At 39.0% G+C, this 24,921-nt stretch carries 23 protein-coding genes; all 23 read right to left on the reverse strand.

What is annotated here, in order from left to right:
- Positions 1-3 precede the first annotated feature (3 nt).
- The 23 genes from hslU to rnc all read right to left on the reverse strand — a co-directional run bounded on the left by hslU (position 4) and on the right by rnc (position 24,878).
- Positions 4-1,404, reverse strand: a complete 1,401-nt coding sequence (gene hslU / locus ACQKNX_RS13755) for an ATP-dependent protease ATPase subunit HslU (protein ID WP_427429360.1) — start codon at positions 1,402-1,404, stop codon at positions 4-6.
- Positions 1,404-1,949, reverse strand: a complete 546-nt coding sequence (hslV, locus tag ACQKNX_RS13760; RefSeq protein ID WP_069510144.1) for an ATP-dependent protease subunit HslV — start codon at positions 1,947-1,949, stop codon at positions 1,404-1,406. The genes hslU and hslV overlap by 1 nt, the downstream gene beginning before the upstream one ends.
- A gap of 22 nt (positions 1,950-1,971) precedes the next feature.
- Positions 1,972-2,871: a tyrosine recombinase XerC gene (gene xerC, locus ACQKNX_RS13765; protein WP_427429361.1), complete on the reverse strand. Its 900-nt coding sequence runs from the start codon at positions 2,869-2,871 to the stop codon at positions 1,972-1,974.
- 285 nt (positions 2,872-3,156) lie between these two features.
- On the reverse strand, positions 3,157-4,470 hold the full coding sequence (gene trmFO, locus ACQKNX_RS13770; RefSeq protein WP_427429362.1) for an FADH(2)-oxidizing methylenetetrahydrofolate--tRNA-(uracil(54)-C(5))-methyltransferase TrmFO: 1,314 nt from the start codon (positions 4,468-4,470) through the stop codon (positions 3,157-3,159).
- Between the two features lie 18 nt (positions 4,471-4,488).
- Positions 4,489-6,567 (reverse strand): type I DNA topoisomerase, encoded by a 2,079-nt coding sequence (topA, locus tag ACQKNX_RS13775; RefSeq protein ID WP_427429363.1) that lies wholly within the window; start codon positions 6,565-6,567, stop codon positions 4,489-4,491.
- A gap of 91 nt (positions 6,568-6,658) precedes the next feature.
- The gene (dprA, locus tag ACQKNX_RS13780; protein WP_427429364.1) at positions 6,659-7,555 is read right to left on the reverse strand and encodes a DNA-processing protein DprA; all 897 of its coding nucleotides are present in this window, start codon (positions 7,553-7,555) and stop codon (positions 6,659-6,661) included.
- Positions 7,556-7,809: 254 nt separating this feature from the next.
- Entirely contained in the window at positions 7,810-8,712 is a 903-nt protein-coding gene (gene sucD / locus ACQKNX_RS13785; protein ID WP_173477774.1) for a succinate--CoA ligase subunit alpha, read from the reverse strand.
- A gap of 17 nt (positions 8,713-8,729) precedes the next feature.
- Positions 8,730-9,890 (reverse strand): ADP-forming succinate--CoA ligase subunit beta, encoded by a 1,161-nt coding sequence (sucC, locus tag ACQKNX_RS13790; RefSeq protein ID WP_427429365.1) that lies wholly within the window; start codon positions 9,888-9,890, stop codon positions 8,730-8,732.
- A 155-nt stretch (positions 9,891-10,045) separates the two neighbouring features.
- Positions 10,046-10,354: an EscU/YscU/HrcU family type III secretion system export apparatus switch protein gene (locus tag ACQKNX_RS13795; RefSeq protein ID WP_340825865.1), complete on the reverse strand. Its 309-nt coding sequence runs from the start codon at positions 10,352-10,354 to the stop codon at positions 10,046-10,048.
- On the reverse strand, positions 10,351-12,246 hold the full coding sequence (locus ACQKNX_RS13800; protein WP_427429366.1) for a hypothetical protein: 1,896 nt from the start codon (positions 12,244-12,246) through the stop codon (positions 10,351-10,353). The genes ACQKNX_RS13795 and ACQKNX_RS13800 overlap by 4 nt, the downstream gene beginning before the upstream one ends.
- Before the next feature lie 15 nt (positions 12,247-12,261).
- Positions 12,262-13,017: a ribonuclease HII gene (locus ACQKNX_RS13805; RefSeq protein ID WP_427429668.1), complete on the reverse strand. Its 756-nt coding sequence runs from the start codon at positions 13,015-13,017 to the stop codon at positions 12,262-12,264.
- 114 nt (positions 13,018-13,131) lie between these two features.
- Positions 13,132-14,007: a ribosome biogenesis GTPase YlqF gene (gene ylqF / locus ACQKNX_RS13810; protein WP_427429367.1), complete on the reverse strand. Its 876-nt coding sequence runs from the start codon at positions 14,005-14,007 to the stop codon at positions 13,132-13,134.
- 139 nt (positions 14,008-14,146) lie between these two features.
- Entirely contained in the window at positions 14,147-14,713 is a 567-nt protein-coding gene (gene lepB / locus ACQKNX_RS13815) for a signal peptidase I (RefSeq protein WP_427429368.1), read from the reverse strand.
- Between the two features lie 112 nt (positions 14,714-14,825).
- Entirely contained in the window at positions 14,826-15,170 is a 345-nt protein-coding gene (rplS, locus tag ACQKNX_RS13820; protein WP_139860434.1) for a 50S ribosomal protein L19, read from the reverse strand.
- 126 nt (positions 15,171-15,296) lie between these two features.
- The gene (gene trmD, locus ACQKNX_RS13825; protein ID WP_427429669.1) at positions 15,297-16,025 is read right to left on the reverse strand and encodes a tRNA (guanosine(37)-N1)-methyltransferase TrmD; all 729 of its coding nucleotides are present in this window, start codon (positions 16,023-16,025) and stop codon (positions 15,297-15,299) included.
- Positions 16,025-16,540, reverse strand: a complete 516-nt coding sequence (rimM, locus tag ACQKNX_RS13830; RefSeq protein ID WP_427429369.1) for a ribosome maturation factor RimM — start codon at positions 16,538-16,540, stop codon at positions 16,025-16,027. The genes trmD and rimM overlap by 1 nt, the downstream gene beginning before the upstream one ends.
- Positions 16,541-16,751: 211 nt before the next feature.
- Positions 16,752-16,985 (reverse strand): KH domain-containing protein, encoded by a 234-nt coding sequence (locus tag ACQKNX_RS13835; RefSeq protein WP_004269410.1) that lies wholly within the window; start codon positions 16,983-16,985, stop codon positions 16,752-16,754.
- Positions 16,986-17,000: 15 nt separating this feature from the next.
- A complete protein-coding gene (gene rpsP / locus ACQKNX_RS13840) occupies positions 17,001-17,273 on the reverse strand; it encodes a 30S ribosomal protein S16 (protein WP_024362057.1) in 273 nt (90 codons plus the stop codon).
- A 94-nt stretch (positions 17,274-17,367) separates the two neighbouring features.
- Positions 17,368-18,726: a signal recognition particle protein gene (gene ffh / locus ACQKNX_RS13845; protein ID WP_427429370.1), complete on the reverse strand. Its 1,359-nt coding sequence runs from the start codon at positions 18,724-18,726 to the stop codon at positions 17,368-17,370.
- Between the two features lie 12 nt (positions 18,727-18,738).
- A complete protein-coding gene (locus tag ACQKNX_RS13850; protein WP_427429371.1) occupies positions 18,739-19,074 on the reverse strand; it encodes a putative DNA-binding protein in 336 nt (111 codons plus the stop codon).
- A 198-nt stretch (positions 19,075-19,272) separates the two neighbouring features.
- Positions 19,273-20,532 carry a signal recognition particle-docking protein FtsY gene (ftsY, locus tag ACQKNX_RS13855; protein ID WP_427429372.1) on the reverse strand — a complete coding sequence of 420 codons (1,260 nt, stop codon included), beginning with the start codon at positions 20,530-20,532 and terminating at the stop codon, positions 19,273-19,275.
- Positions 20,529-24,110, reverse strand: a complete 3,582-nt coding sequence (smc, locus tag ACQKNX_RS13860) for a chromosome segregation protein SMC (RefSeq protein WP_427429373.1) — start codon at positions 24,108-24,110, stop codon at positions 20,529-20,531. Before smc ends, ftsY begins: the two co-directional genes overlap by 4 nt.
- Before the next feature lie 3 nt (positions 24,111-24,113).
- Positions 24,114-24,878, reverse strand: coding sequence for a ribonuclease III (gene rnc, locus ACQKNX_RS13865; protein WP_401009494.1), 765 nt, complete (start codon positions 24,876-24,878; stop codon positions 24,114-24,116).
- Between the last annotated feature and the right edge of the window lie 43 nt (positions 24,879-24,921).

Consider the following 24,921-nt stretch of genomic DNA (forward strand, 5'->3'; position numbering starts at 1 on the left):
CGCCTATAATATAAACTGTGACAAATCTTTGTTTTTTACAATACCAGCCAACTTTTGGTCAACATAAGCAGCTGTAATTTCAATTTGAGCTGGAGCAATTTCTGACGCTTCAAACGATAATTCTTCTAGCAAGCGCTCTAAAATTGTGTGTAATCGACGTGCCCCGATATTATCTGTTTCTTGGTTGACCTCTGTTGCGATTTCTGCAATTCGTTCAATTGCATCTTCTGCAAAATTGATTGCTACACCTTCTGTTTCTAATAACGCTTTATATTGCAAAATAAGCGACTGATCTGGTTCTTTTAAAATACGAACAAAATCTTGCTTCGTTAATTTTTCAAGTTCTACACGAATTGGGAATCGTCCTTGTAATTCTGGAATCAAATCTGACGGTTTAGACATGTGGAAAGCTCCTGCAGCAACAAAAAGCATATAGTCTGTTTTAACCGCACCATATTTCGTAGTGACAGTTGAACCTTCAACAATTGGTAAAATATCACGCTGGACACCCTCACGTGAAACGCTAGCAGAAGAGTTCGTATCTTTGCTTGCGATTTTATCAATTTCATCAATGAAAATGATCCCAGATTGTTCTGCTCTAGTAATAGCCTCTTGTGACACCTCATCTGCGTCAATAAGCTTATTTGCTTCCTCAATTATTAAAATACGACGTGCATCTTTTACTTGCACACGGCGCTTTTTTTGTTTTTTAGGCATTAAGCTCGATAACATATCTTGCATACCACTATTGCCAGACATATCCATCCCTGTACCTTGTAATGCATCAAAAATCGAAGGATTTTGTTCAGTTACTTCAACAGTAACCCATTCATTTTCTAATTTTCCATTGCGTAAATCAATAGCGATTTGCGCACGTTTTGAGCGTACTTCCGTTTCCTCAGAAGATGTATCATCATGCGTTTGTTGTTCTTTGCCACCAAATAACATTTCAAACGGATTTTGCATAGCTTGTTTTTTACGTAAAGAAGGGACAAGTAATTTTACAATGGCTTCATTTGCCAACTCTTCCGCTTGTTCCTTGACAGACTCCATCATTTCTTCCTTCACGAGACGATGAGAAGCCTCCACAACATCGCGGACCATTGACTCAACATCACGTCCAACATAGCCCACTTCTGTAAATTTCGTTGCTTCAACCTTTACGAACGGCGCATTCGTTAGTTTTGCAATTCTCCTTGCAATTTCAGTTTTCCCAACTCCCGTTGGTCCAATCATTAAAATATTTTTAGGAATAACTTCCGCCTTCATATCATCCGCTAGTAGAGAACGACGATAGCGATTTCGTAGTGCAATAGCTACCGCTCTTTTCGCCTCATTTTGCCCTACGATAAAACGATCCAAATGCTCAGTAATTTGTTTTGGGGTTAAGTTTTGTGGTGTCATTAGTTAAGTGCCTCCACGATAATATTATGGTTTGTAAATACACAAATTTCAGCGGCAGTTTCTAATGCTGCCTCAGCAATCTCACGGGCAGTCATTGTCTCACCTGCATATTTTTTTAGAGCACGACCTGCTGATAATGCATAATTCCCACCAGAACCAATCGCTAATATACCGTCATCAGGTTCTATAACTTCTCCCGTACCAGACACAAGGAGTAGTGTACTTTTATCCATCACAAGTAACATCGCCTCTAATTGACGTAGCATTTTATCACCACGCCATTGTTTTGCTACTTCTACAGCAGCTCGCTGCAAATTCCCATTATATTCGTTTAATTTCGCTTCGAACATTTCAAAAAGTGTAAAAGCATCGGCTACAGAGCCTGCAAAGCCAGCTAGCACCTGCCCATTAAACAGACGTCTGACCTTCTTTGCAGTGCCTTTCATGACAACCGCATTCCCAAGTGTCACTTGGCCATCGCCAGCCATAGCGCACCCGCCATTATGATGTACCGCAAATATCGTAGTCGCATGGATTTGTCCCATTTGCCTTCCTCCTTAGCCTCTATTATGCCCTTGGATGGGCATTCATATATGTTTGACGAAGATGCTCATTTGTTACATGCGTATAAACCTGTGTTGAAGTTAAATGCGCGTGGCCCAGTAACTCCTGTACAGTCCGTAAATCTGCGCCATGATTCAGTAAGTGTGTAGCAAAAGTATGGCGAAGCATATGTGGGTATATTTTCGTATGGAGTGAGGTGTTATCAATCATTTCATTTAAAATATGACGTACCCCACGTGGCGTAAGTTCCCCTCCGCGCATATTGACAAATAGTTGCTGATGATTTGTTTGTTTCATCAAACGTGGACGAGCCTGCTCTATGTAGTGCTGTATAGCCACACTCGCAAATTGACCAAATGGTATAATGCGTTCTTTTCTTCCTTTACCCATTACTCGAACAATAGAATAACGGAAATCGATATCCGCTACCATAATGGATGTAAGCTCACTCACCCGAATGCCCGTTGCATATAATAACTCTAAAATAGCCATATTACGCAACGATTTCAAATCATCTCCTACATTCGCATCAAAAAGCTTCATCAATTCTTCTTCATAGAAAAAACTTGGTAAACGTGATTCTTTTTTCGGATGATATAGAGATCGAAAAGCACCATCATCCATGCCGTGCTGTTTATTTAGAAAGCGAAAAAAGGAGCGGATTGATGAAATTTTTCTTGATACAGAAGTTCTTGCTTTTTTTTCATCATACAACTTCGTTACATATAGTCGTGCATGTATATACTCAACACTGGCTAAATCATTAACGCCTTCTGCCTGTAAAAACGCTAAAAAATCTAGTAGGTCTGATTCATATTCTCGCACAGTATGAACAGAGAAGTTTTTTTCTACCTGGATGTAAAGCATAAACTGTTCAAGTGCTTCTTGGGACGAAACTAACATGAAAGATTCACCACCAATGAATTATTCGTAACCTTCTCTCATTACTATTACCAACAAATTCAAATGGTAAAACAAACGTTGCCATTTAAATAAATTTGTCGTTAAAGTAATCCTTAAAAAACATACATATTGACACTATACCTATCTTCGTAATATAGCAAGTGAAAATGGTTATATTATGAGAAAATCATTATACAAAATAATAAAATACGTGTAATTAAGCATTTTGTCTACACAAAAGAAAAAGCCTCTAAGAGTATATCAACTTTTAGAGGCTTTTGGCAATTAAATTGTTTGTGAATTCACAAAATTTCGAATTGTGCTCATTGCGCGATTTGCATGCATTTCCGCACGCTCCGGTTTTGAACGACGTCCAGGTGGTAATTCAGGGAATATACCAAAGTTAACGTTCATCGGTTGGAAATTTTTTGATTGTGCTTCTGTTATATAACGCGCCATACTACCTAATGCAGTTTCGAATGGGAAAATAATTGGCTCTTGTCCTAAGGCCAAACGTGCCGCATTAATTCCAGCAATTAACCCACTACCTGCGGATTCAACATAACCTTCTACACCTGTCATTTGACCAGCAAAGAAAACATTTTTTTGTTCACGTAACTGATATGTTTTCTCTAGCACTTTCGGTGAATTAATGAAAGTATTTCGATGCATTACGCCATATCGTACGATTTCAACATTTTCTAGGCCCGGTATTAGTTGCAGCACTTCTTTTTGTGGACCCCACTTTAAATGTGTTTGGAAGCCCACAATATTATAAAGTGTACCTGCAGCGTCATCTTGGCGCAGTTGTACAACAGCATAAGGTCGTTTACCAGTTTTCGGATCTTCAAGTCCTACTGGCTTCATCGGTCCAAACAACATCGTTTTTTCACCGCGTGCTGCCATTACTTCAATCGGCATGCAGCCTTCGAAATAAATTTCTTTTTCGAATTCTTTTAACGGGACAACTTCTGCCTCGATTAACGCTTGGCGGAAACGATCAAATTCTTCCTTTGTCATAGGACAGTTTAGATATGCCGCTTCACCTTTGTCATAACGAGATTTTAAATAAACTTTATCCATATTGATGCTATCTTTTTCAATAATTGGTGCTGCTGCATCATAGAAATACAAATAGTCTAGACCCGTTAAACCTTGAATTTTTTCAGCTAATGCTTTTGAAGTTAGTGGACCAGTTGCAATAACCGTAATACCTTCTGGAATTTCAGTTACTTCTTCATGAATTACTTCCACTAACGGATGATTTTTCACCGCTTCTGTTACATAGCCTGCAAACTCATGGCGATCTACTGCAAGTGCACCACCTGCTGGTACTGAGCATGCATCGGCCGCTTTTAGAATAACAGAATCTAATAAACGCATTTCTTCTTTAATAACACCAACAGCATTTGTTAGCGTATTTGCACGTAGCGAGTTTGAGCAAACAAGCTCTGCAAATTTATCAGTATGGTGGGCAGGTGTTTGCTTTACTGGACGCATTTCATAAAGTTTAACTTTTACACCACGCTTAGCAATTTGCCAAGCCGCCTCACTACCTGCAAGGCCTGCTCCAATTACATTTACAACTTGTTCAGTCATTTTCTTACCATCTTCCTATCATTGAGTTGGTGTCTCTTCATAGTCACATTTCGTACACTGAATTTGCACACCTTTTTTTAATTTTTTCTCTACTAATAATGCACTACATTTCGGACACGGTCTACTAATTGGCTTGTCCCATGAAACAAATTCGCACTCTGGATATTGATTACATCCATAAAATAAGCGCTTTGTTTTACTTTTGCGTTCCACAATTTCGCCAGTTTCGCAAGAAGGACATTTAACCCCAATTGGCTTCATAATGGCTTTTGTGTTACGGCAATCTGGGAAGTTCGAGCAAGCCATAAATTTCCCATAACGACCAAGCTTGAATACCATTGGTGAACCACACTTCTCGCAATCCTCACCAGCTGGTTCATCTTTAATGATTACTTTCTCCATTTCAGCATCCGCATGCTTTACATGAACCTCGAAGTCTTTATAAAAATCATCGATCACTTCAACCCACTTACGAATACCTTCTTCAACTTCATCGAGATCTTGTTCCATTTTTGCTGTAAATTCGATATTTATTATATCAGGGAAAAATTCCATCATTTGTTGGTGGACGATTTCACCAAGCTCTGTCGGCATAAATCTCTTTGTATCTAGCACAACATAGCCACGGCGTTGAATTGTATCAAGGGTCGGTGCATATGTCGATGGTCGCCCTATTCCTAGCTCTTCCATTGTTTTCACAAGACGAGCCTCTGAATAACGTGGTGGTGGTTGCGTAAAATGTTGCTTCGGCTCGATTTCAAGTGATTTCACCTGATCGCCAATTTCCATTTCAGGTAGAAGTTTCGTCGTTTCTTCTGTTTGATCATCTGTACCTTCTATATATAGTTTCATAAATCCAGCAAATTTGACTTGTGAGCCATTTGCTCGGAATAAAACATCACCATGTTGAAGGTCTACAGCAACTGTATCTAATACAGCAGGCGCCATTTGGCTTGCAATAAAGCGCTCCCAAATTAAACGGTATAAGCGTAGTTGATCGCGACTAAGTACTGTTTTTAACTCATCGGGTGTTCTCATCGTACTTGTCGGACGAATTGCTTCATGGGCATCTTGTGCATTCGACGCCTTTTTAACCTGCTTCGTTTCTGTCGAGATATATTCTTTTCCGTACTTTGTTTCAATATAAGAAAATGCTTCAGTCTTTGCAGTTTCAGATATACGTGTTGAATCTGTACGCATATACGTGATTAAACCGACTGTACCTTCTTTTTTACCAATATCAATACCTTCATACAATTGCTGTGCAAGCATCATCGTTTTCTTCGCACGGTAATTTAGCTTCCGTGCTGCTTCTTGTTGTAAAGAAGATGTAGTAAAAGCAGGTGCGGCATTTCGTTTACGTTCTTTTTTCGTCACATTTACAACTTCAAATGCTGTACCTTTTACATTTTTTAAAATGGACTTTACTTGCTCTTCATTCGATAATTTTATTTTATCTTTGCCGTTACCATAGTACAGTGCATCAAATGTCTTTTTACCTTTTTCAAAGGAGCCTTCAATCGTCCAATACTCTTCCGGCTGGAAGTTTTTAATTTCGTTTTCACGATCAATGATCATACGTAGTGCTACGGATTGCACACGTCCTGCAGATAAACCCTTTTTAACCTTCTTCCAAAGAATTGGGCTTATATTATAGCCTACAAGTCGATCTAGCATACGACGTGTTTGCTGTGCATCCACTAGGTCCATATTTATGGCACGAGGATTTTTAAAGGAATCTAAAATTGCATCCTTTGTAATTTCATTGAAAACAACTCGACAGTCTGAGTTAATATCAATATTTAATGCAGTCGCAAGGTGCCAAGCAATCGCTTCTCCCTCGCGGTCTGGATCGGCCGCTAGATAGACTTTCTTCACTTTTTTAGCCGCAGACTTAAGTTCCTGTAAAACAGGTCCTTTACCGCGAATTGTAATATATTTAGGTTCGTAATTATTTTCAGTGTCAACGCCCATTTGGCTACGTGGTAAGTCACGCACATGCCCGACCGATGCTTTTACTTTGTATTTTTTTCCTAAATAACGTTCAATTGTTTTTGCTTTTGCTGGTGATTCTACAATCACTAAATAATCCGCCATCTATGTCTCCCCCTTAGCGAGGTCTATTGCTAATTTTTTAAGTTACCTGTTGCAAAATGTATAACAGATTTTAAGATAATGCAACTTTTTTTCAATTTTTGCTAGAAAAGAGCGAAAGTGTTTCAACGATTTGGTGACCATCGCATACGGGAATAGCTCCTTCTAATAGTAATTTATTCGTCCCTTTTGACTGCTCTACATTAATCGGCCCAGGTACAACAAATACATCTTTTCCTTGCTCTAATGCACATTCTGTAGTAATTAACGTCCCGCTTTTTAGTGCCGCTTCCGTTACAACTAAAGCTTGGGACAAACCACTTATTAATCGGTTACGCATAGGAAATTGCCATTTTGCCGGTTTAATATAAGGTGGGTACTCTGTAATAAGTAAATGGCTCTCAGCCATTTTACAAGCGAGCGCTCGGTTTTCTTTTGGATATAGAAAATTAAAGCCATGTCCAAGCACTGCGATTGTGTGGCCCCCAAACTTAATAGTTGCCTCATGAGCCATTGTATCTGCACCTCGCGCAAGCCCACTCACGACCGTGTATTCGTGTTCAATAAGCGGTGGGACGATTAAGTCTATTGCAACTCTAGTATATGCTGTAGCCTTTCTAGAGCCTATTATAGCTATCCGTTTATCTCTTTCCAGCAGGTCGCGCTGACCTTTCACATACAATACAGTAGGTGGACTAGGTATTTCAAATAATTGCGCCGGGAAATATGGGTGATTAAAAGGTATGGGGAAAATATTTGCTTGTGCGTAAACCTCTTGAATTGGCAAGTTCATAACGCGCTGAAAATTTTGAGAAATTTGCATAGCTTTTTGCCTCGTTATTTGCAATGTGCTTGCAATCTCATTAGGGTGCGCTTCTTCAAAACAACTTAATACATCCACCGGGGACAATAACTGTTGAAGTTTTTGGAGTGGTAATGGATATACATAATGCATAGCTAGTAGTCTCTGAGTATCTACTGAGAAAATCATTTAAAAACCTCCTTTATAATAGAAGAAATTAAATGACCGCAATTTTCATTTCATCACAAAAAAGTAGAAAACTATGTGTGATACACTCATATGCACACTAGAGAGTATGCCCTGTCTTGCCGCTTCACCTACTCGACTTTTTGCACCCGAGTTTCTAGTGTTGAACATTCCAAAAGGGAAGGAATAGACAAACACTATCATTTAGACAGAGAAAAAGAGAAAAGATGTAGCCACAATGTGCTACATCTTCCATTTTAATGGGTTTTACATTTTTCGTATAGCCCTTTTTCTTTAATTACTTTAATTAGTGTTTCACCGATAACAGATGGTGTTTCAGCTACTTCAATACCCGCTTCGTTCATAGCCTTAATTTTTTCAGCAGCTGTTCCTTTACCACCAGAAATAATGGCACCTGCGTGTCCCATACGTTTTCCTGGAGGTGCAGTTTGTCCACCGATAAAGCCAACGACTGGTTTTGTCATATTTGCTTTAATCCATTCTGCTGCTTCTTCTTCAGCAGTACCGCCAATTTCCCCTATCATTACAACTGCATATGTGTCAGGGTCATTGTTGAATGCTTCAAGTGCGTCGATAAAGTTAGTCCCATTTACAGGGTCTCCTCCGATACCAACAGCCGTTGTTTGACCGATACCAGCTTGTGTCAATTGGTGAACTGCTTCATACGTTAATGTTCCAGAACGAGAAACAACTCCAACGTGACCTTTCGTATGAATATAACCAGGCATAATACCAATCTTACATTCATCTGCTGTAATAACGCCTGGACAGTTTGGTCCAACTAGGCGTGTTTTTTTGCCTTCCATAAAGCGTTTAACCTTTACCATATCAAGGACAGGAATATGCTCTGTAATACAAATTGTTAATTCTAGTTCAGCATCTACAGCTTCTAATATTGCATCTGCTGCAAAAGGTGCAGGTACATAAATAACTGATGTCGTCGCACCTGTTGCTGCTACTGCTTCAGCTACAGTATTGAATACAGGTACGCCTTCAATTTCAAGACCTCCCTTTCCAGGTGTTACGCCCGCTACGATTTTTGTACCATAATCAAGCATTTGCTTTGTATGAAATAGCGCTGTTTCGCCTGTAATCCCTTGTACAATTACCTTTGTATCTTTATTAATAAATACAGCCATTGTTCTCCCTGCCTTCCTTAGCCTACTAGTTCCACAATTTTTTGTGCACCGTCAGCCATTGAATCTGCTGCTACGATGTTTAAACCAGATGCATTTAAAATTTCTTTACCAAGCTCTACATTCGTACCTTCTAAGCGTACTACTAACGGTACAGATAAACCGATTTCTTTGGCTGCAGTTACTACACCATCAGCGATAATGTTACATTTCATAATTCCACCAAAAATATTAACAAAAATACCTTTTACATGTGAATCTGAAAGAATAATTTTGAATGCTTCTGTTACTTTTTCAGCTGTTGCGCCGCCCCCAACATCAAGGAAGTTAGCGGGACTGCCGCCGTAGTAACTAATTGTATCCATCGTTGCCATCGCTAGACCTGCACCATTTACCATACAGCCAATGTTGCCATCTAGAGAAATATAGCTAAGGTCATATTTTGACGCTTCGATTTCTTTTGGATCTTCTTCATCGAAATCGCGTAATTCGACAATATCTTTATGACGATATAATGCATTTGCGTCAAAATTGAATTTAGCATCTAGTGCTACAACGTCCCCTTGTCCAGTCACAACAAGTGGATTTATTTCTACGATAGAAGCATCTTTGTCGATAAATGCTTGATATAAACCTAACATTAATTTAACAGCTTTCCCTACTAGGTTTGCTGGAATATTCATATTAAACGCCATGCGACGTGCTTGGAAGCTTGTAAGTCCGATTACTGGATCAACAACTTCTTTGAAGATTTTTTCAGGATTTGTTTCTGCAACTTCCTCAATATCCATGCCGCCCTCTTCTGATCCCATTACAGTTACACGAGATGTAGCGCGGTCTAATACTAAACTTAAATAATATTCTTTTTGAATATCGGAGCCCTCTTCAATATACAAGCGCTTTACTTCTTTTCCTTCTGGACCTGTTTGATGAGTTACTAAAATTTTACCTAATAACTCTTTTGCGTACGTACGCACCTCATCAAGGTTTTTTGCGATTTTGACACCACCAGCTTTACCGCGTCCACCTGCATGAATTTGCGCCTTGACTACAGTAACATTTGAGCCAAGTTCCTTCGCTACCTTCACTGCTTCATCAGGGGAAAAAGCAACTTTTCCGTTAGGTACTGCAACACCATATTTTCTCAGAATTTCTTTCCCTTGATATTCATGGATATTCATAATACATCCTCCCATCAAACATTTGCATAAAATTGTTTTACTAACATAATCTATTCTAGCGAAAGATTCTGATAAAGTCTACACTTTGTCTTTCAATCAAAAATTCTCTAAAATTATGACGTTTTCTTCTATTTCGTGTACTAAAACAGATAATTCTAAAAATCAGAATACTTTATTTTTTCTATATTTTTGCTATGTTCTTGGTCTAAATGATAAATAAATGCAAATACTTCTGCCACAGCTTGATATAATTCTTCAGGTATTGACTCATTTAAATCTAATTGTCCAAGTAATTGGACAAGGTTCGGATCCTCATAAATAGGCACATTATGCTCATTTGCCCGTGCCAATATGTTTTCTGCCACCTTCCCTTTACCTTTTGCGACGACAGAGGGGCTATCAAATTGTCCTAGCTTATAAGTAAGGGCAATTGCTTCTTTACGAGTCTTTTTTTCTTCACTCATATACGGAAATCCACCCCACTATTTTCCTCCTGCTGTTGTACTACAGGGGGTGTTTTTTCTAGTTGGGCTTTTTCAAATTGTTTAAAAAAGACTCCCGAAAGCTGATAATTTTTTTTTGCTAAACCTATTTTTAATGCTTCCTTTAGTGAATCTGCAAGCGGAATAATATTGGATTGCTCATTAAATACAGTTACTGTTACGACACGATTTTGAACTTGCATATCAATAACGGTTTCCTTCATTGATTCCATCTGTAAATAAAATAATATCCGCGCATAGTTAGCGTCAATTTTTCCATCATCCTTCATACGCCCATTCCACTGTAGTGTCGCGTCCATTTTCTTACCGAAAAATTCGAGTGGTACTTGCATCACAAGTTGGTGTTGATGACCATTTTCTCCTGACACGAGTTGCATGCCATTCATACGTGTCATTAACATTTCTGCCGCTTCCTTTAACTGCGGTGTAATCTGCGCTTCTTGAAGCAACGTATGGAGCTGGGGCTTTAATTGATGGGCAATCGTTTGTAAATCGGCTGATTTACTACTAAGGGCTGCCTCATAGCTAATACCTAGACTTTTTAATACCGTTTTAAGCGCATGTTCCATTGCCTTACTATCCATTGAATTTCTTACATGTGCATCAGCTTCTGTCAGCATTTGATGAATCCCTGGCTGTGGTGCTTCAATACTAGTCTTCACAAGATTTCGCATTAACGTTTCATTTTGTGCTGGCAAAGTTGTTTGTTGCTTTACCAACGATAATAAATGTTCCTTTACAGAAAGACCATTCGCATCTTGTGTAAATAATCGCTCAGGTGTATTTTGAGTAAAAGCCTTGATTAGTTGCTCCTGCATTTGCTTTGCAAAAATCTCGAATGTTTGTTTAGTAGTTGGTAATTGGTTAAATCTATCAATCATTTGGTTAAGTTGTAACTTTTGCTCATTCGTCAATAAACCTTGACTCGCTGTCCAAGATTTTAGCTGGTCAATAAGCTGGGCTTTATTTTCTGGATTTGTCGCTAAAATCGTTTGAATTACTTGGCCAGCCTGCTGAAGTTGGCCTTGTTGAACAGATTTTGCATCACTTAATGACGCCCAATTTTGTAAAGTTGCCTGTTGCGGTAAAATGCCTGCTTCCTTTAATAAATTTAAAGCTTGTAATCGCTCGCTTACAGAGGCAGCATTATTCGTTAAAAGTTGTATTGACTTTGCTAACACTAACGCTCCCGTTTCTGCTTCAAACGGCTTTGCAATCGCTGTCACTTGTTGCATCAAATTTTGCTTCATATTTTCTTGCAATATAGTATCCTTCACTAATAACTGTGTAAAGGTATCCATAATAGCCGTCATGCCTGATGTTTTTTGCCCACTCACAAGCGCTTGGAACACATCTTGAAGCATCGGCATTTTCAGTTCGACCATTTTTTGTAGGGCTTGCAAGGCATCCATCTTTGTCACACCTTCGGGTAATGCCTTCATCCACATCTCCGCCTGAAGAAGCTGCTCCTTAGAAATCGGTATTTGTGCCTTTATAAAATGCGCTAACACCTGCTGCATTTCCGTCGATTTTGGCAAGTTCATCGAATCTAGTAGCTGATTTATTTGCTGGCTCGAGGAAACCCCTTGTCCCATTGGCCCTGTAACTACCTTTAACTCTGTTTGTGGACTTGTACCTGTTACTTGAAAGAAATGTGCATCCCCTGCTTTAAGCGGCACTTCAAGCTTAGCAATGAGTTTTTGATTACCAACCTGAATTTCTGCCGTTTGATCTGGATAAAGTTGTTTAATCGTGCCATGAAATACTTGTCCTTGCTTTAACGCAAGTGGTTGATTAGCTTGCATTAGCGCAGTTGGTTGTGTTTGTATCGGATTAAACGATGTAGCTGTCATCTAAATACTCCTTTCTTACATAGATTTTATAGGTTCAAATGACTTTCGATGATGTATTGTTGGGCCAAATGTTTCAAGTGCCTCTAAATGTTGTTTCGTACCGTAGCCAGCATGCTGTGCAAAGCCATACATAGGGAAATCTTTATCCAATTGTTCCATATAATCATCCCTAGCAGTTTTCGCTAAAATAGAAGCCGCTGCAATCGCTAAGCTTTTAGCATCTCCTTTAATAATAGATTCCTGAGGAATAGCTATTGGTAGTGTCATTGCATCAACTAATACGAAATCAGGCTTAATAGACAATGATTCCACACTTGTTTTCATCGATTGTTTTGTCGCTTCGTAGATGTTCAATTCATCAATATTTTTTGCTGATTGAAAATGAATAAAATAACTAATAGCACGCTCTTTTACCAATGATGCAAAAGCGTTACGTTTTTCCTTTGTTAATTGCTTCGAATCATTTAATCCAACAAGAGCTTCACAGTTTTTTGGCAAAATAACAGCCGCCGTTACAACGGGTCCAGCTAATGGCCCACGTCCAGCTTCATCCACCCCTGCAATCAATGTGTCTTTCCCACCATAGAGATGATCGAAGTCAATTTTTGCTTGATGTTCATCAATTAGTTGTTGTTTTCTATCCTGGCGTTTATTCCAACTAAGCCACGCTTTCTGCACACCTGCACGTTCATCGACTGCAACTGCTGTCATCCATTCTTGCCAATCTTCAGCCATTTTTAATGCTGCTGTAATTTCTTTAATCGTTTTCATCATTTTACTCCCTTTTTCTCACTCTATATCCTTTATCGGCAACAACTACTATTCCTAAAAGAAAAACTGCCATGCTCACGTTTTATTGCGTGAGCATGGCAGTTTTTTTGCACATTATTGCTGTGTAGCTTCTTTTTCAAGCTGTTCATCAACAAAGTCAAATGTTAGCTTTCCTAAAAGTAATCCACGAATATCTCGAACGATAAGCTGTGCTACTTGATCATAATCGATTTCTCCACCTGCGCCAAAAACACGACGAAGCTTGCCAATATGGTCAAATGTTTCTACTAAATCCTCATGCATAAGTTGGAAACCATATCGTTCATCCATGCGTGTTGGATAATGCGTCGATAAAAATCGCAACCCGTAAACAGCTAAATCTTCCATATTTGTAATGGTGTCTTTAATAGCGCCTGTTAATGCCAGCTTATAGCCGACTTCTTGATCTTCAAACTTTGGCCATAAAATTCCTGGTGTATCAAGCAATTCAAGTTCCTTGCCGACCTTGATCCACTGTTGAGCCTTTGTCACACCTGGCATATTGCCTGTTTTCGCAATATTTTTCTTTGCTAATCGATTAATAAGTGTTGATTTCCCAACGTTTGGAATACCAACTATCATTGCACGGATTGCTCTTGGCTTCATTCCACGAGACTTCATTCGATCAAATTTTTCCTTTAAAATTTCCTGAGCTGCTTTCGTAACGAGTTGCAACCCTTTTCCTTCAAGAGAATTGATCGCCACCGCTTTATGACCATGCTGCGCAAAGTACTCTACCCATTTGCGTGTTTCATGTTCATCTGCCATATCCGATTTATTTAAAATGAGAAGACGCGGCTTTTGATTAATAACCTCATCGATCATTGGATTTCTAGAAGATAGCGGCAATCGTGCATCAATTAATTCAAAAATAATATCTACTAGCTTTAATTTTTCCGTTACTTCACGGCGGGCCTTCGCCATATGCCCTGGAAACCATTGTATAGTCATTTCTATACCTCCTAAATAAGAAAAGCGCATTCGCCTAATTTACACGTACTAAACGTGCAGTGCAAATGCTTTAAAATCGAATAAGAAAACTTATGCTCTTAGACGTTAAGAAAGGGAGGGTTCGCCTCCCTTTCAAACATTACTTCACAATTTTAATATCGCTATACGGCCAGAAAATAAGCCTCGTATTACCTATGATTTCTTTTTGATCAACGATTCCGATATGACGGCTATCCTTACTATAACGACGATTATCCCCCATAACAAAAACATAGCCCTCTGGAATTACATCATTAAGTGATACATCAATGTCATTTAACGTAAAATCTTCCGTTAATGTACCCTCTGTAATTTTAGCTTTGTAGGCATCTAAATAAGGCTCGTCTATCGGCTCACCGTTAATGTATAGCTGATCATCTTTATATTCTAACGTTTCACCTGGTAACCCAATTACACGTTTAATGTAGTTTTTTTGTTCTGGTGCATGGAACACAACAATATCAAAGCGCTTTGGTTCGCCAATTTTATAACCGATTTTATTAACAATCATTCGGTCGCCATCTTCAAGGGTTGGCATCATGGACTCACCATCAACTGCAATTGGTGTAAATAAAAAATAACGAATAACTGCTGCAATCGCAAATGCAATTAAAAGCGCCTTTGTCCATTCCCATAATTCATTCTTTTCTTTCACTTGTTTTTCCATTATGAATTGCCCCCTTGTCTATCCTCATCCTCATTTTAGATGATTATTATTTAAGATGACAAGCAAAAAGAAAAGGAGCTTGCAATACAAGCCCCTCACTTTTAAGTCATAATTATCGAATTTCTTTAATACGAGCAGCTTTACCACGTAGGTTACGTAGGTAGTAAAGTTTAGCACGACGTACTTTACCACGACGTACAACTTCTAAGTTAGCGATTTTTGGTGTGTGTACAGGGAATGTACGCTCAACACCTACACCGTAAGAAATTTTACGAACTGTGAAAGTTTCGCTAATCCCGCCACCACGACGTTTGATAACTACACCTTCGTATACTTGGACACGTTCACGTGTACCCTCTACTACTTTCACGTGTACCTTAACAGTATCACCAGGACGGAAAGCAGGTAGATCAGTACGAAGCTGAGCTTTAGTAATTTCTGTAATAATGTTTGACATTGTTTTCTCTCCTTAGACAGATGCTCTTGCACGCAATCTATGCCACAGCGGAACACCGTAATTCAGCACTTCACATAGAAGCACAGAATAGATGTTATCACATATACTGCATGCAAGCAAGTATCTTTATAGTTCTTTTTTAAGTTTTTCTAAATACAATTTTTGCTTGTCTGTTAATGGATAATGCTCGAGTAGATCTGGGCGACGCTCGAATGTTCTTTTTAACGATTGTTCTTCGCGCCATTGGTCGATTTTCGCATGATTGCCCGATAATAATACTTCAGGTACTTGCATGCCTCGAAATTCAGCAGGTCGCGTATAATGTGGGTGTTCTAGCAGACCCGTTGAAAAGGAATCTTGAATGTGGGAATCCTCTTGTCCTAAAACACCAGGTAAAAGCCGTACTACACTATCAATAACCGTCATTGCGCCTAACTCTCCACCTGTTAACACAAAATCTCCAATTGAAATTTCGTCGGTTACTAGGTGTTGACGAATGCGTTCATCATAGCCTTCATAGTGACCACATAAAAACACTAATTCGCTTTCTTGCGCTAGCTCCTCAGCTTTTTTTTGGGTGAATCGTTCACCTTGCGGACACATTAAAATGATGCGTGGCTTTCTACCTGCTGTAATTGCCTCTACAGCGCTAAACATCGGTTCTGGCTTCAATACCATCCCTGCACCGCCACCATAAGGATAATCATCTACTTGATTATGCTTGTTGCCTGAAAATGCACGAATATCGGAAACTTCTAGCTTTACAGCACCTTTTTCCTGCGCTTTTTTTAGTATCGATGCTCCAAACACGCCAGAGAACATATCAGGAAACAGGCTTAACACATGAATATTCATCATAGCAAGCCTTCCATCACATGAATGACGATTTTCTTTTCTACCACATCAATATTTTTTACGATGTCTTCAATATATGGAATGTAGTGTTCTTTTTTTGCACCTTTCACTACCCATACATCATTGGCACCTGTTTGCAGAATATCTTTCACTTCACCAATTGTTTCGCCTTCTTCAGATACAACTGTACAGCCAATAATTTCATGGAAGAAAAATTCATTTTCTTGTAATAAATCATCGGTCATTTGATCTTTCGTGATTTTCAGCATTCCTTCTTTGAACGGTTCGACAAAGTTGATATTATCCATGCCTTCAAATGTTAATAAAATAAAGTTTTTATGGCGGCGTACCGATTGAATTGTTACCCACGTTGGCTTTTTATCGTCTTTTTTAAACGCTGCAATCTTTTTTCCCACCGCAAAGCGCTCTTCTTCAAAATCTGTAGTCGATAATATACGTACTTCACCACGGATACCGTGCGTGTTGACAATACGACCTACATTAAACCATTCCATCCATTTCACCTCTATAACGTTATATATCCGTACTATATAAAAAAAGGAAGGAACCAGCAAGCTCCCCCCTCTTCTATCCAGATTTTACGCTACACATTTACTGTCCCGTCGAATTCTAGTTGTTAGAATTCTTCAGTGCAAAATGGCGACAGGTTGCATAGTTGCTACATTGTTACCTTCTCGCGTGTAAACGAGCGTGAAAATCTTTTTATTAATCCAATATATCGACGTAAGTCTTTTTTTGATGGTGACTACCTGCCGCTGAATAAACAATTGTACGAATCGCTTTCGCCACTCGCCCTTGTTTGCCTATGACTTTCCCTCGATCCTCTGGATGAACAAAAAGTTTATAAACAATTCGATTTGCATTTTCGTCCGTCTCAATACGAACTTCTTCTGGATAATCGACTAACGGTAAAACGATTGCTTCAATCAGCTGCTTCAAAGACGTCTCCCCCGATTATTTACTGAATTTTTGGTTATGGAATTTTTCCATGATACCTTGTTCTGAGAACAAGTTACGTACTGTATCTGATGGTTTTGCACCGTCAGCTAACCATTTAAGAGCTTTCTCTTCATCAATGTTTACAGTAGCTGGTTGAGTTAGTGGGTTGTAAGTACCAACTGTTTCGATTGAACGACCGTCACGTGGTGAACGAGCGTCTGCAACTACGATACGATAGAAAGGAGATTTTTTAGCTCCCATACGTTTTAAGCGAATTTTAACTGCCATTTTAATAGCACCTCCGAATAAGTTTCACACAAGATAGTATATTATCAATGTTTATGTTGTTTGTAAAGTGTTTTTTCTTAACACCTATAAAATATTATTTAAACAATGAATCAAAGCCAGGTAATTTCATCTTTTTCTTGCCTTTACCAGTAGCCATACCTGTCATTTGTTTCATCATTTTTTTCATTTCGTCAAATTGTTTTAACAAACGATTTACCTCTTGAATTGACGTACCTGAACCTTTTGCAATACGTTTTTTACGGTTGCCGTTAATAATTTCAGGATTTGTCTTTTCAGCCTTTGTCATAGAGTAAATAATGGCTTCTACGCGGCCCATTTGCTTATCGTCTACTTTGACATTATCTAACCCTTTAATTTTGCCTGCGCCTGGTAGCATTTTTAATATTTCATCGAGCGGGCCCATTTTCTTCACTTGTTGTAATTGCTCAACAAAATCATCGAGTGTAAAGCTTTGCGTTTTGAACTTTTCTTCTAGTTCTTTCGCTTTTGCTTCATCGACGTTTGCCTGCGCCTTCTCAATTAGTGATAAAACGTCACCCATACCTAAAATACGAGATGCCATACGCTCTGGATGGAACGGTTCAAGAGCGTCCATTTTTTCACCCATACCGACAAATTTAATCGGCTTCTGTGTTACAGAACGGATCGATAATGCCGCACCACCACGTGTATCCCCATCGAGCTTAGTTAATACAACACCTGTAATGCCGACAGCCTCATTAAAGCTGTCCGCAACGTTTACAGCGTCCTGACCTGTCATAGCATCTACTACTAGGAATACTTCATCCGGCTCTTTAAGCGCACGAATATCCTTTAATTCTTGCATTAAATCCTCATCGATATGCAAGCGACCCGCAGTATCAATAATTACGACATCATGATGCTCTTCTTTTGCTAGTTCAATTGCCTGGCGTGCGATTTCAACTGGTGATACGTCTGTGCCTAAAGCAAAAACAGGTAAAGATAATTGCTTTCCTAATGTTTGTAATTGCTGAACCGCAGCAGGTCGATAAACGTCAGCAGCAACTAATAATGGTTTACGATTATATTTTTTTCGTAAAACATTGGCTAATTTCCCAGTAGTTGTTGTTTTACCCGCACCTTGCAAACCGACCATCATAATGACAGTTGGTGGCTTCGTATTAAATTTAATCGGGCTTTGTTCACCGCCCATCAGCTGTGTTAATTCGTCTTGAACGATTTTAATTACTTGTTGACCTGGTGTTAAGCTTTGCATAACATCTACGCCAACAGCACGTTCACTTACCTTTTTAACGAATTCTTTGACTACTTTTAAGTTAACATCCGCCTCGATTAAAGCAAATCGGACTTCACGCATCATTTCTTTTACGTCTTGTTCCGATACTTTTCCTTTACCTTTAATCTTTTGGATCGTTCCTTGGAGTCGTTCCGCTAATCCTTCAAAAGCCACTGCTTTCGCCTCCTAATCCCATTCTTTTAACTGCTCAATAAGCGCCAACTGCTCCTCAACCGTCATACTTTTTTCCTTAATCCCAGCTGTAAGTCGAGCAAGCATTTGCGTACGTTGTTGAAATTTTTCCAGTAAACATAGTTTTTCTTCATATTCTTCAAGCATCGCTTCAGTTCGACGAATATTATCATAAACAGCTTGACGTGAAATCCCGTATGATTCAGCGATTTCTCCAAGTGAGTGATCATCTAAATAATACAGTTCCATATAACTTCTTTGCTTATCTGTTAATAGTGCTTGATAAAAGTCGAAGAGAAAGTTCATGCGTGTTGTTTTTTCAAGTAGCATCGAGTTTCTCCCCCCGTTGTTTGTCATTTGTATCATAACGAAAAGCGCCCGTCTGTGTCAAGGTAATCTCCTTGTCTAAAAGCCTTCTATTAGCTGATTTAAGTAATCTTCCATCATTAGCTAGTATTTCTCTTTTAAACAACACATTTCACCTTTTTACAGTCGAGCGCTCATTCTATCCACTATAAATAGCTATCGTTAATCTTCGCTATTTTGTAGCTCTTTATCTAAACCTTCTGCAAACAAGCCATATACATAACGTTCTGCATCAAATGGCTGTAAATCGTCCATCTTTTCACCAAGACCTACGAATTTCACAGGGATGTGCAATTTATTTCGAATGGCTAGCACAATACCACCCTTTGCAGTACCATCAAGTTTCGTCAAGACAATACCTGTTACGTTTGTTACTTCTTTAAACGTTTGAGCCTGCACAAGCGCATTTTGACCAGTAGTCGCATCTAGTGCTAACAATACCTCATGAGGTGCATTTGGTATTTCCCGCGAAATAACACGATGTACTTTTTCAAGCTCATTCATTAAGTTCACTTTGTTTTGTAGGCGACCCGCAGTATCACAAATTAATACGTCCGCTTTACGGTTTTTGGCAGCACGTATCGCATCATACATGACCGCTGCTGGATCAGAACCCTCAGACTGCTTAATAACTTCACAGCCAACACGGTCTCCCCAAACTTGTAATTGATCAATCGCACCTGCACGGAACGTATCACCAGCTGCTAATACAACCGTTTTACCTTCTAAATTTAGACGATGTGCTAATTTACCAATTGTTGTTGTTTTCCCAACACCGTTTACGCCAACAAATAAAATAACAGTTAGCTCACCATTAGGTTGCATATTTAGGTCAATTAAAGCTTCTTCACCTTGCTCATAAATTTCTACAAGCTTTTCAGAAATAATCGCTTGAATACCGTTTGTATCTTTAATATTTTTACGCTGAACCTCGTAGCGTAATTTATCCATAAGCTCCATCACTGTTTCAAAGCCAACGTCTGCTTGTAATAATAAATCTTCTAGTTCTTCAAAGAAATCTTCGTCTACTTTGCGGTAACGTGCAACTAAATCATTGACCTTTGAAGTAAATGAATTTCGTGTTTTTTCAAGACCAGCTTTAAACTTTTGTGTAATGGACCAAGCAGAAGGTTTTTTTTCTGGTACCTCTTGCTCTACAACGGCGATTTCCAGTACTTCTTCCTGTTTTTCTTCCTCCGCTATATCGGTAGCCTCTAAAACAGGAATGTCCTCACTTGGTGATTCATCTAGCTTTTCTTCTACTTCTACATCTACTTCTACGTTAGTTGTTTCAAGCAGGGCAGGCTCCGCTGTGTCTTCGAGCTGTAAATCGGCTGACTGCTCTTCACCTGTAGCTTCTACTTTTTCTTCTTCTGTTGGATTTCCAATCAACTTATCTTTTAAACGTTTAAAAAAACTCATGCTTGTTCGCTCCTTTGCTCCGCAAGTACGGGTTCATCTTCTAATTTTACTGATACAAGTTTTGATACACCTGATTCCTGCATCGTAATACCATACAGTACGTCAGCTCCCTCCATTGTACCTTTACGATGTGTAATGACAATAAATTGGGTATTGCGACTAAACTTCTTCAAATATTCGCTGTATCGAACAACATTTGCTTCATCTAATGCCGCTTCTACTTCATCGAGAATACAGAAAGGCACAGGTCTAATATTTAAAATGGAGAATAGTAAAGCAATCGCAGTAAGTGCACGTTCACCACCAGAAAGCAAACTTAAATTTTGCAGCTTTTTACCAGGTGGTTGTGCAACAATTTCAATGCCTGTATCAAGCATATTGTCTGGATCTAGTAATACTAAATCCGCTTGACCACCACCAAATAATTCGCGGAATACATGTTTGAATTGCTCACGAATGGCAAAAAACGTCTCACTAAAACGCAATGTCATTTCTTCATCCATTTCTTTAATTGCTTCGTGTAAAGTATCTTGTGCTGCAAGTAAATCCTCACGCTGCTCTGTTAAAAAAGAATGACGCTCTTGAACACGCTCAAATTCATCAATTGCACTTAAATTCACAGGACCTAATTCTTCAATGGACTTTTTCAATAGCTTGACACGACGTCGCATGTGCTCTTCATCTTCAATTGATAAGGCTACTTCCATTGCTTCTTCAAACGTTAGTTGATAGTTTTCTTCGAGCTGATTATTATAATTATTCATCTCAAATTCTACGCGGCTTCGCTTTAATTCATTCGCACGTATTGCTTCAATGAAGCCTTTATGTATACGTTGCAATTCCTTTAGCTGCTCTTCTAACGTTGTTAGCTCTAGTTGTTGGGCTGCTTTTTTATCTTTTTTCTGTGAAATTGTAACTTGTAACGTTTCTCTTCTTGCTTTCCAAGTTGTGACTTGCTCCTCTACTTCTTCATCACTCAACAGTTTTGTCGATTCATCGGATTGAAGCCATATTATTTCCTGAGAAATATTGTCGACTTTTTGTCGAGCTTTGTTTAATTGTAGAGCAAGTTCTGCCGTTACAATTTGTACTTGGGACATTTGCTCCTGCATAACCGCTAATTGTGAACGTTTTTCTGCAGTCTGCTCACGAAGAACATCCTTTTCCGTTTCACTTTGTAATTTAACTTTACCTAGCTGCTCTACAGTTTCATTAATCGCTGTTAATTCTATTGCAAGAGCTGCTAAACGCGTCGTTGCTGCTTCCTTTTGAGCAAGCAGTGCTTCTTCACGTGTCTTCACATCCTGCGTTTCATTGGAAGCATAGGACACTCGGGCTGACAAGCTTTTTTCAACAACTTCTAATTCCCGAATACGACTTGCTTGTTGCATCTCTTCTTTACGTAGCTGATCGCCTTCTAGTTTTAATTGTTCCACTGCGTCACGCAATGATGACAATGTTTCCTTTTCTGTTGCTACAGACTGTTCTGCACTATAAATGGTTGTTTTTAACGCTTCTAGTTTAGCAATTAGACCATCTAGCTCCGCTTTTCTCGTAAATAGTGAAGATTGTTGTTTGGCAGCACCACCCGTTAAAGAACCCCCAGCATTGACAATATCTCCTTCGAGCGTTACTACACGATAGCGGAAACCACATAAGCGTGCAATTTGGCTAGCACCTTCTAAATTTGCTGCCACGATCACATTACCAAGTAAATTTTCTACAATGGAGCGATTATTTTCATCGAACGTCACCAGTGCATCTGCCATTTGCACGAATGCTGGATGCTCAGTGACAAGCTGTATCGATGATAAATTAATTTTGCGCGATTTCATGACCGTTTTCGGTAAAAATGTCGCTCGACCTGCTCTTTTTTGTTTTAACCATTTGATTGCCTGTTGAGCATTCTGTTCATTCGACGTCACAATATGTTGTGATGCAGCACCTAAAGCTGTTTCAATCGCTTGTGAATATTTACCATTAACCTGAATTAATTCTGCAACTGCTCCTTCAATGCCAAATAATTCACCTTTGTCACGGGCCAATAATACTTCCTTAACTCCGTGGAAGAAGCCTGAGAAGTCTGCTTCTAATTCTGCTAACGTGTCTTTTCTAGCTTTTAATTGTTGCTGATGCTGATAAGCCTTGTAAAGCATTTCCTGCTTCTCGTTAAAGGAACTATTCACTTTTTTAAACTGAATTTGCAATGCTTCATATTGCTCTAGCTTTTGTTGCAGTTCAGTCGTAGTTGCAGTATATGTGCCAACAAGCGATTCTTTCTCAGTTACAACTTCAATAAGCTCTTGCCCAATTTCATCCGTTTGGTCGGTCATTCGCGCAGCCATCGCTTTTTGTTGCGATAGTTGTTGATCGATATTTTTCAATTCATTTTTTACTGTTGCTTCTTCATTTAACGAATCGATATAACGGTTTTTATGCTCTTCAATTTCTTGTTCTATCTCTGTAACAGAACGATTTAATGATTGCTCTAATTGCTTAATAATTTGCTTTAAAGTTAAAACTTCTTGTTGCTTTTCAGTAAACAACTGTTTTTTCTCAAGCTCTTGTGCAGTTAGGTCCTCTACTTCATTTTTCGCTTCTTGTAATGATGCATTTAACTGCTGTAATTGGTTCGTTGCATTTTGACGCTTTTCAGCCATTAAAGCTTTACGACCATCCCAACGCTCCATTTCCATTGTTGCATCAACAAGGTCCGATTGAGCAGCATCCAGCTCCACATCAAGCTCTTTTAAATGTTTACGAATTACTGTAGATTGTGTTTCGAAAGCTTGAATATTACTAGCATGTTTTTGCTCTGTTTCAGATAGTTGCGTATGCTCTTCTTTCAATGCATGCAAAGATTGTGCACAATTTTTTAAATCGTGCACAAGAATCGCAATATCAAAATCCTTAAGCTCCGTGGACATTTGCACATAATCTCTTGCGCTAGAAGCTTGGATTTGCAAAGGCTCCAAACGGCTATCTAACTCATGCAAAATATCTAAAACACGGTATAAGTTTTCATCTGTTTCTACTAATTTATGCTCAGCTTTTTTCTTTCGAAGCTTGTATTTTAATACACCAGCCGCCTCTTCAAATATTGAGCGGCGGTCGTCAGGGCGGCTATTTAAAATTTCATCGACACGGCCTTGCGAAATAATCGAAAAAGCCTCTTTCCCAAGTCCTGAGTCCATAAACAAGTCCGTAATATCCTTCAGGCGACACTGCTGGTTATTTAATAAATATTCACTATCACCTGAACGGTATACGCGTCTTGTTACGCTTACCTCTGTATACGAAAAAGCAAGCTGCTCATCAGTATTATCTAAAATTAATGTTACCTCTGCAAAGTTTAGTGGCTTTCGAGAGTCACTCCCAGCAAAAATAACATCTTCCATTTTTGCCCCACGCAACGACTTTGCCGATTGCTCCCCGAGTACCCAACGAATAGCATCAGTTACATTACTTTTTCCACTGCCATTAGGTCCAACAACAGCTGTAACTCCTGGTACAAAATCAATACCAATGCGCTCCGCAAAAGATTTAAAGCCAATCACTTCGAGTCGTTTTAGGAACATCTATTAAGCCTCCTCTTTAGCAGAATGCTCACGCATCATACGCATAGCGCATTGTGCTGCTTGTTGTTCAGCTTCTTTTTTCGATTTTCCTCTACCGATTCCAAGCTCTTGTCCATTTAATAGCACGCTCGATACAAAGGTACGGTTATGCGCTGGGCCCTTTTCATCGATAATCTCATAATGAAGAAGACCGTTGTTTGTTTGCTGTACCATTTCTTGTAACTGGCTTTTAAAATCCATCACATGCGAAAAAGCACCGACTTCTACTTTTGGGAACACGATTCGTTCTAAAAACGTCACGACCGTTTGCAAATCCTGATCTAAATAAAGAGCACCCACAAATGATTCAAAAACATCTGCAAGTAGCGCTGGGCGTTCCCGTCCTCCTGTTAATTCTTCACCTTTTCCAAGCAATACAAAGCGACCAAAGCCTAATTCATTTGCAAAAATAACAAGTGATGGCTCACAAACAATCGATGCGCGTAGTTTTGTTAATTCGCCCTCGCTCATATGCGGGTATTTCTCAAAAAGGTATTTAGAAACAGATAGTTCAAGTACTGCGTCGCCTAAAAATTCGAGACGCTCATTATCCGTAAACAATTTACGGCGATGCTCATTCACATAAGATGAATGCGTGAATGCTTGATACAATAAATTTTTATTAATAAATGTGATATTTAATTCATGCTGTAACAGCTCGAATTGATTGCGTACCTTTTCAGGAAGTACGCCTGATTTCTGCATAGTTCCTTTTCTTCTCATAGCCATTGAACAATCTGCCTTCCTAATAGTTTCTACCGTCTTAGTGTAC

The sequence above is a fragment of the Lysinibacillus sp. NPDC093712 genome, assembly GCF_050280025.1.
GTDB lineage: Bacteria > Bacillota > Bacilli > Bacillales_A > Planococcaceae > Lysinibacillus.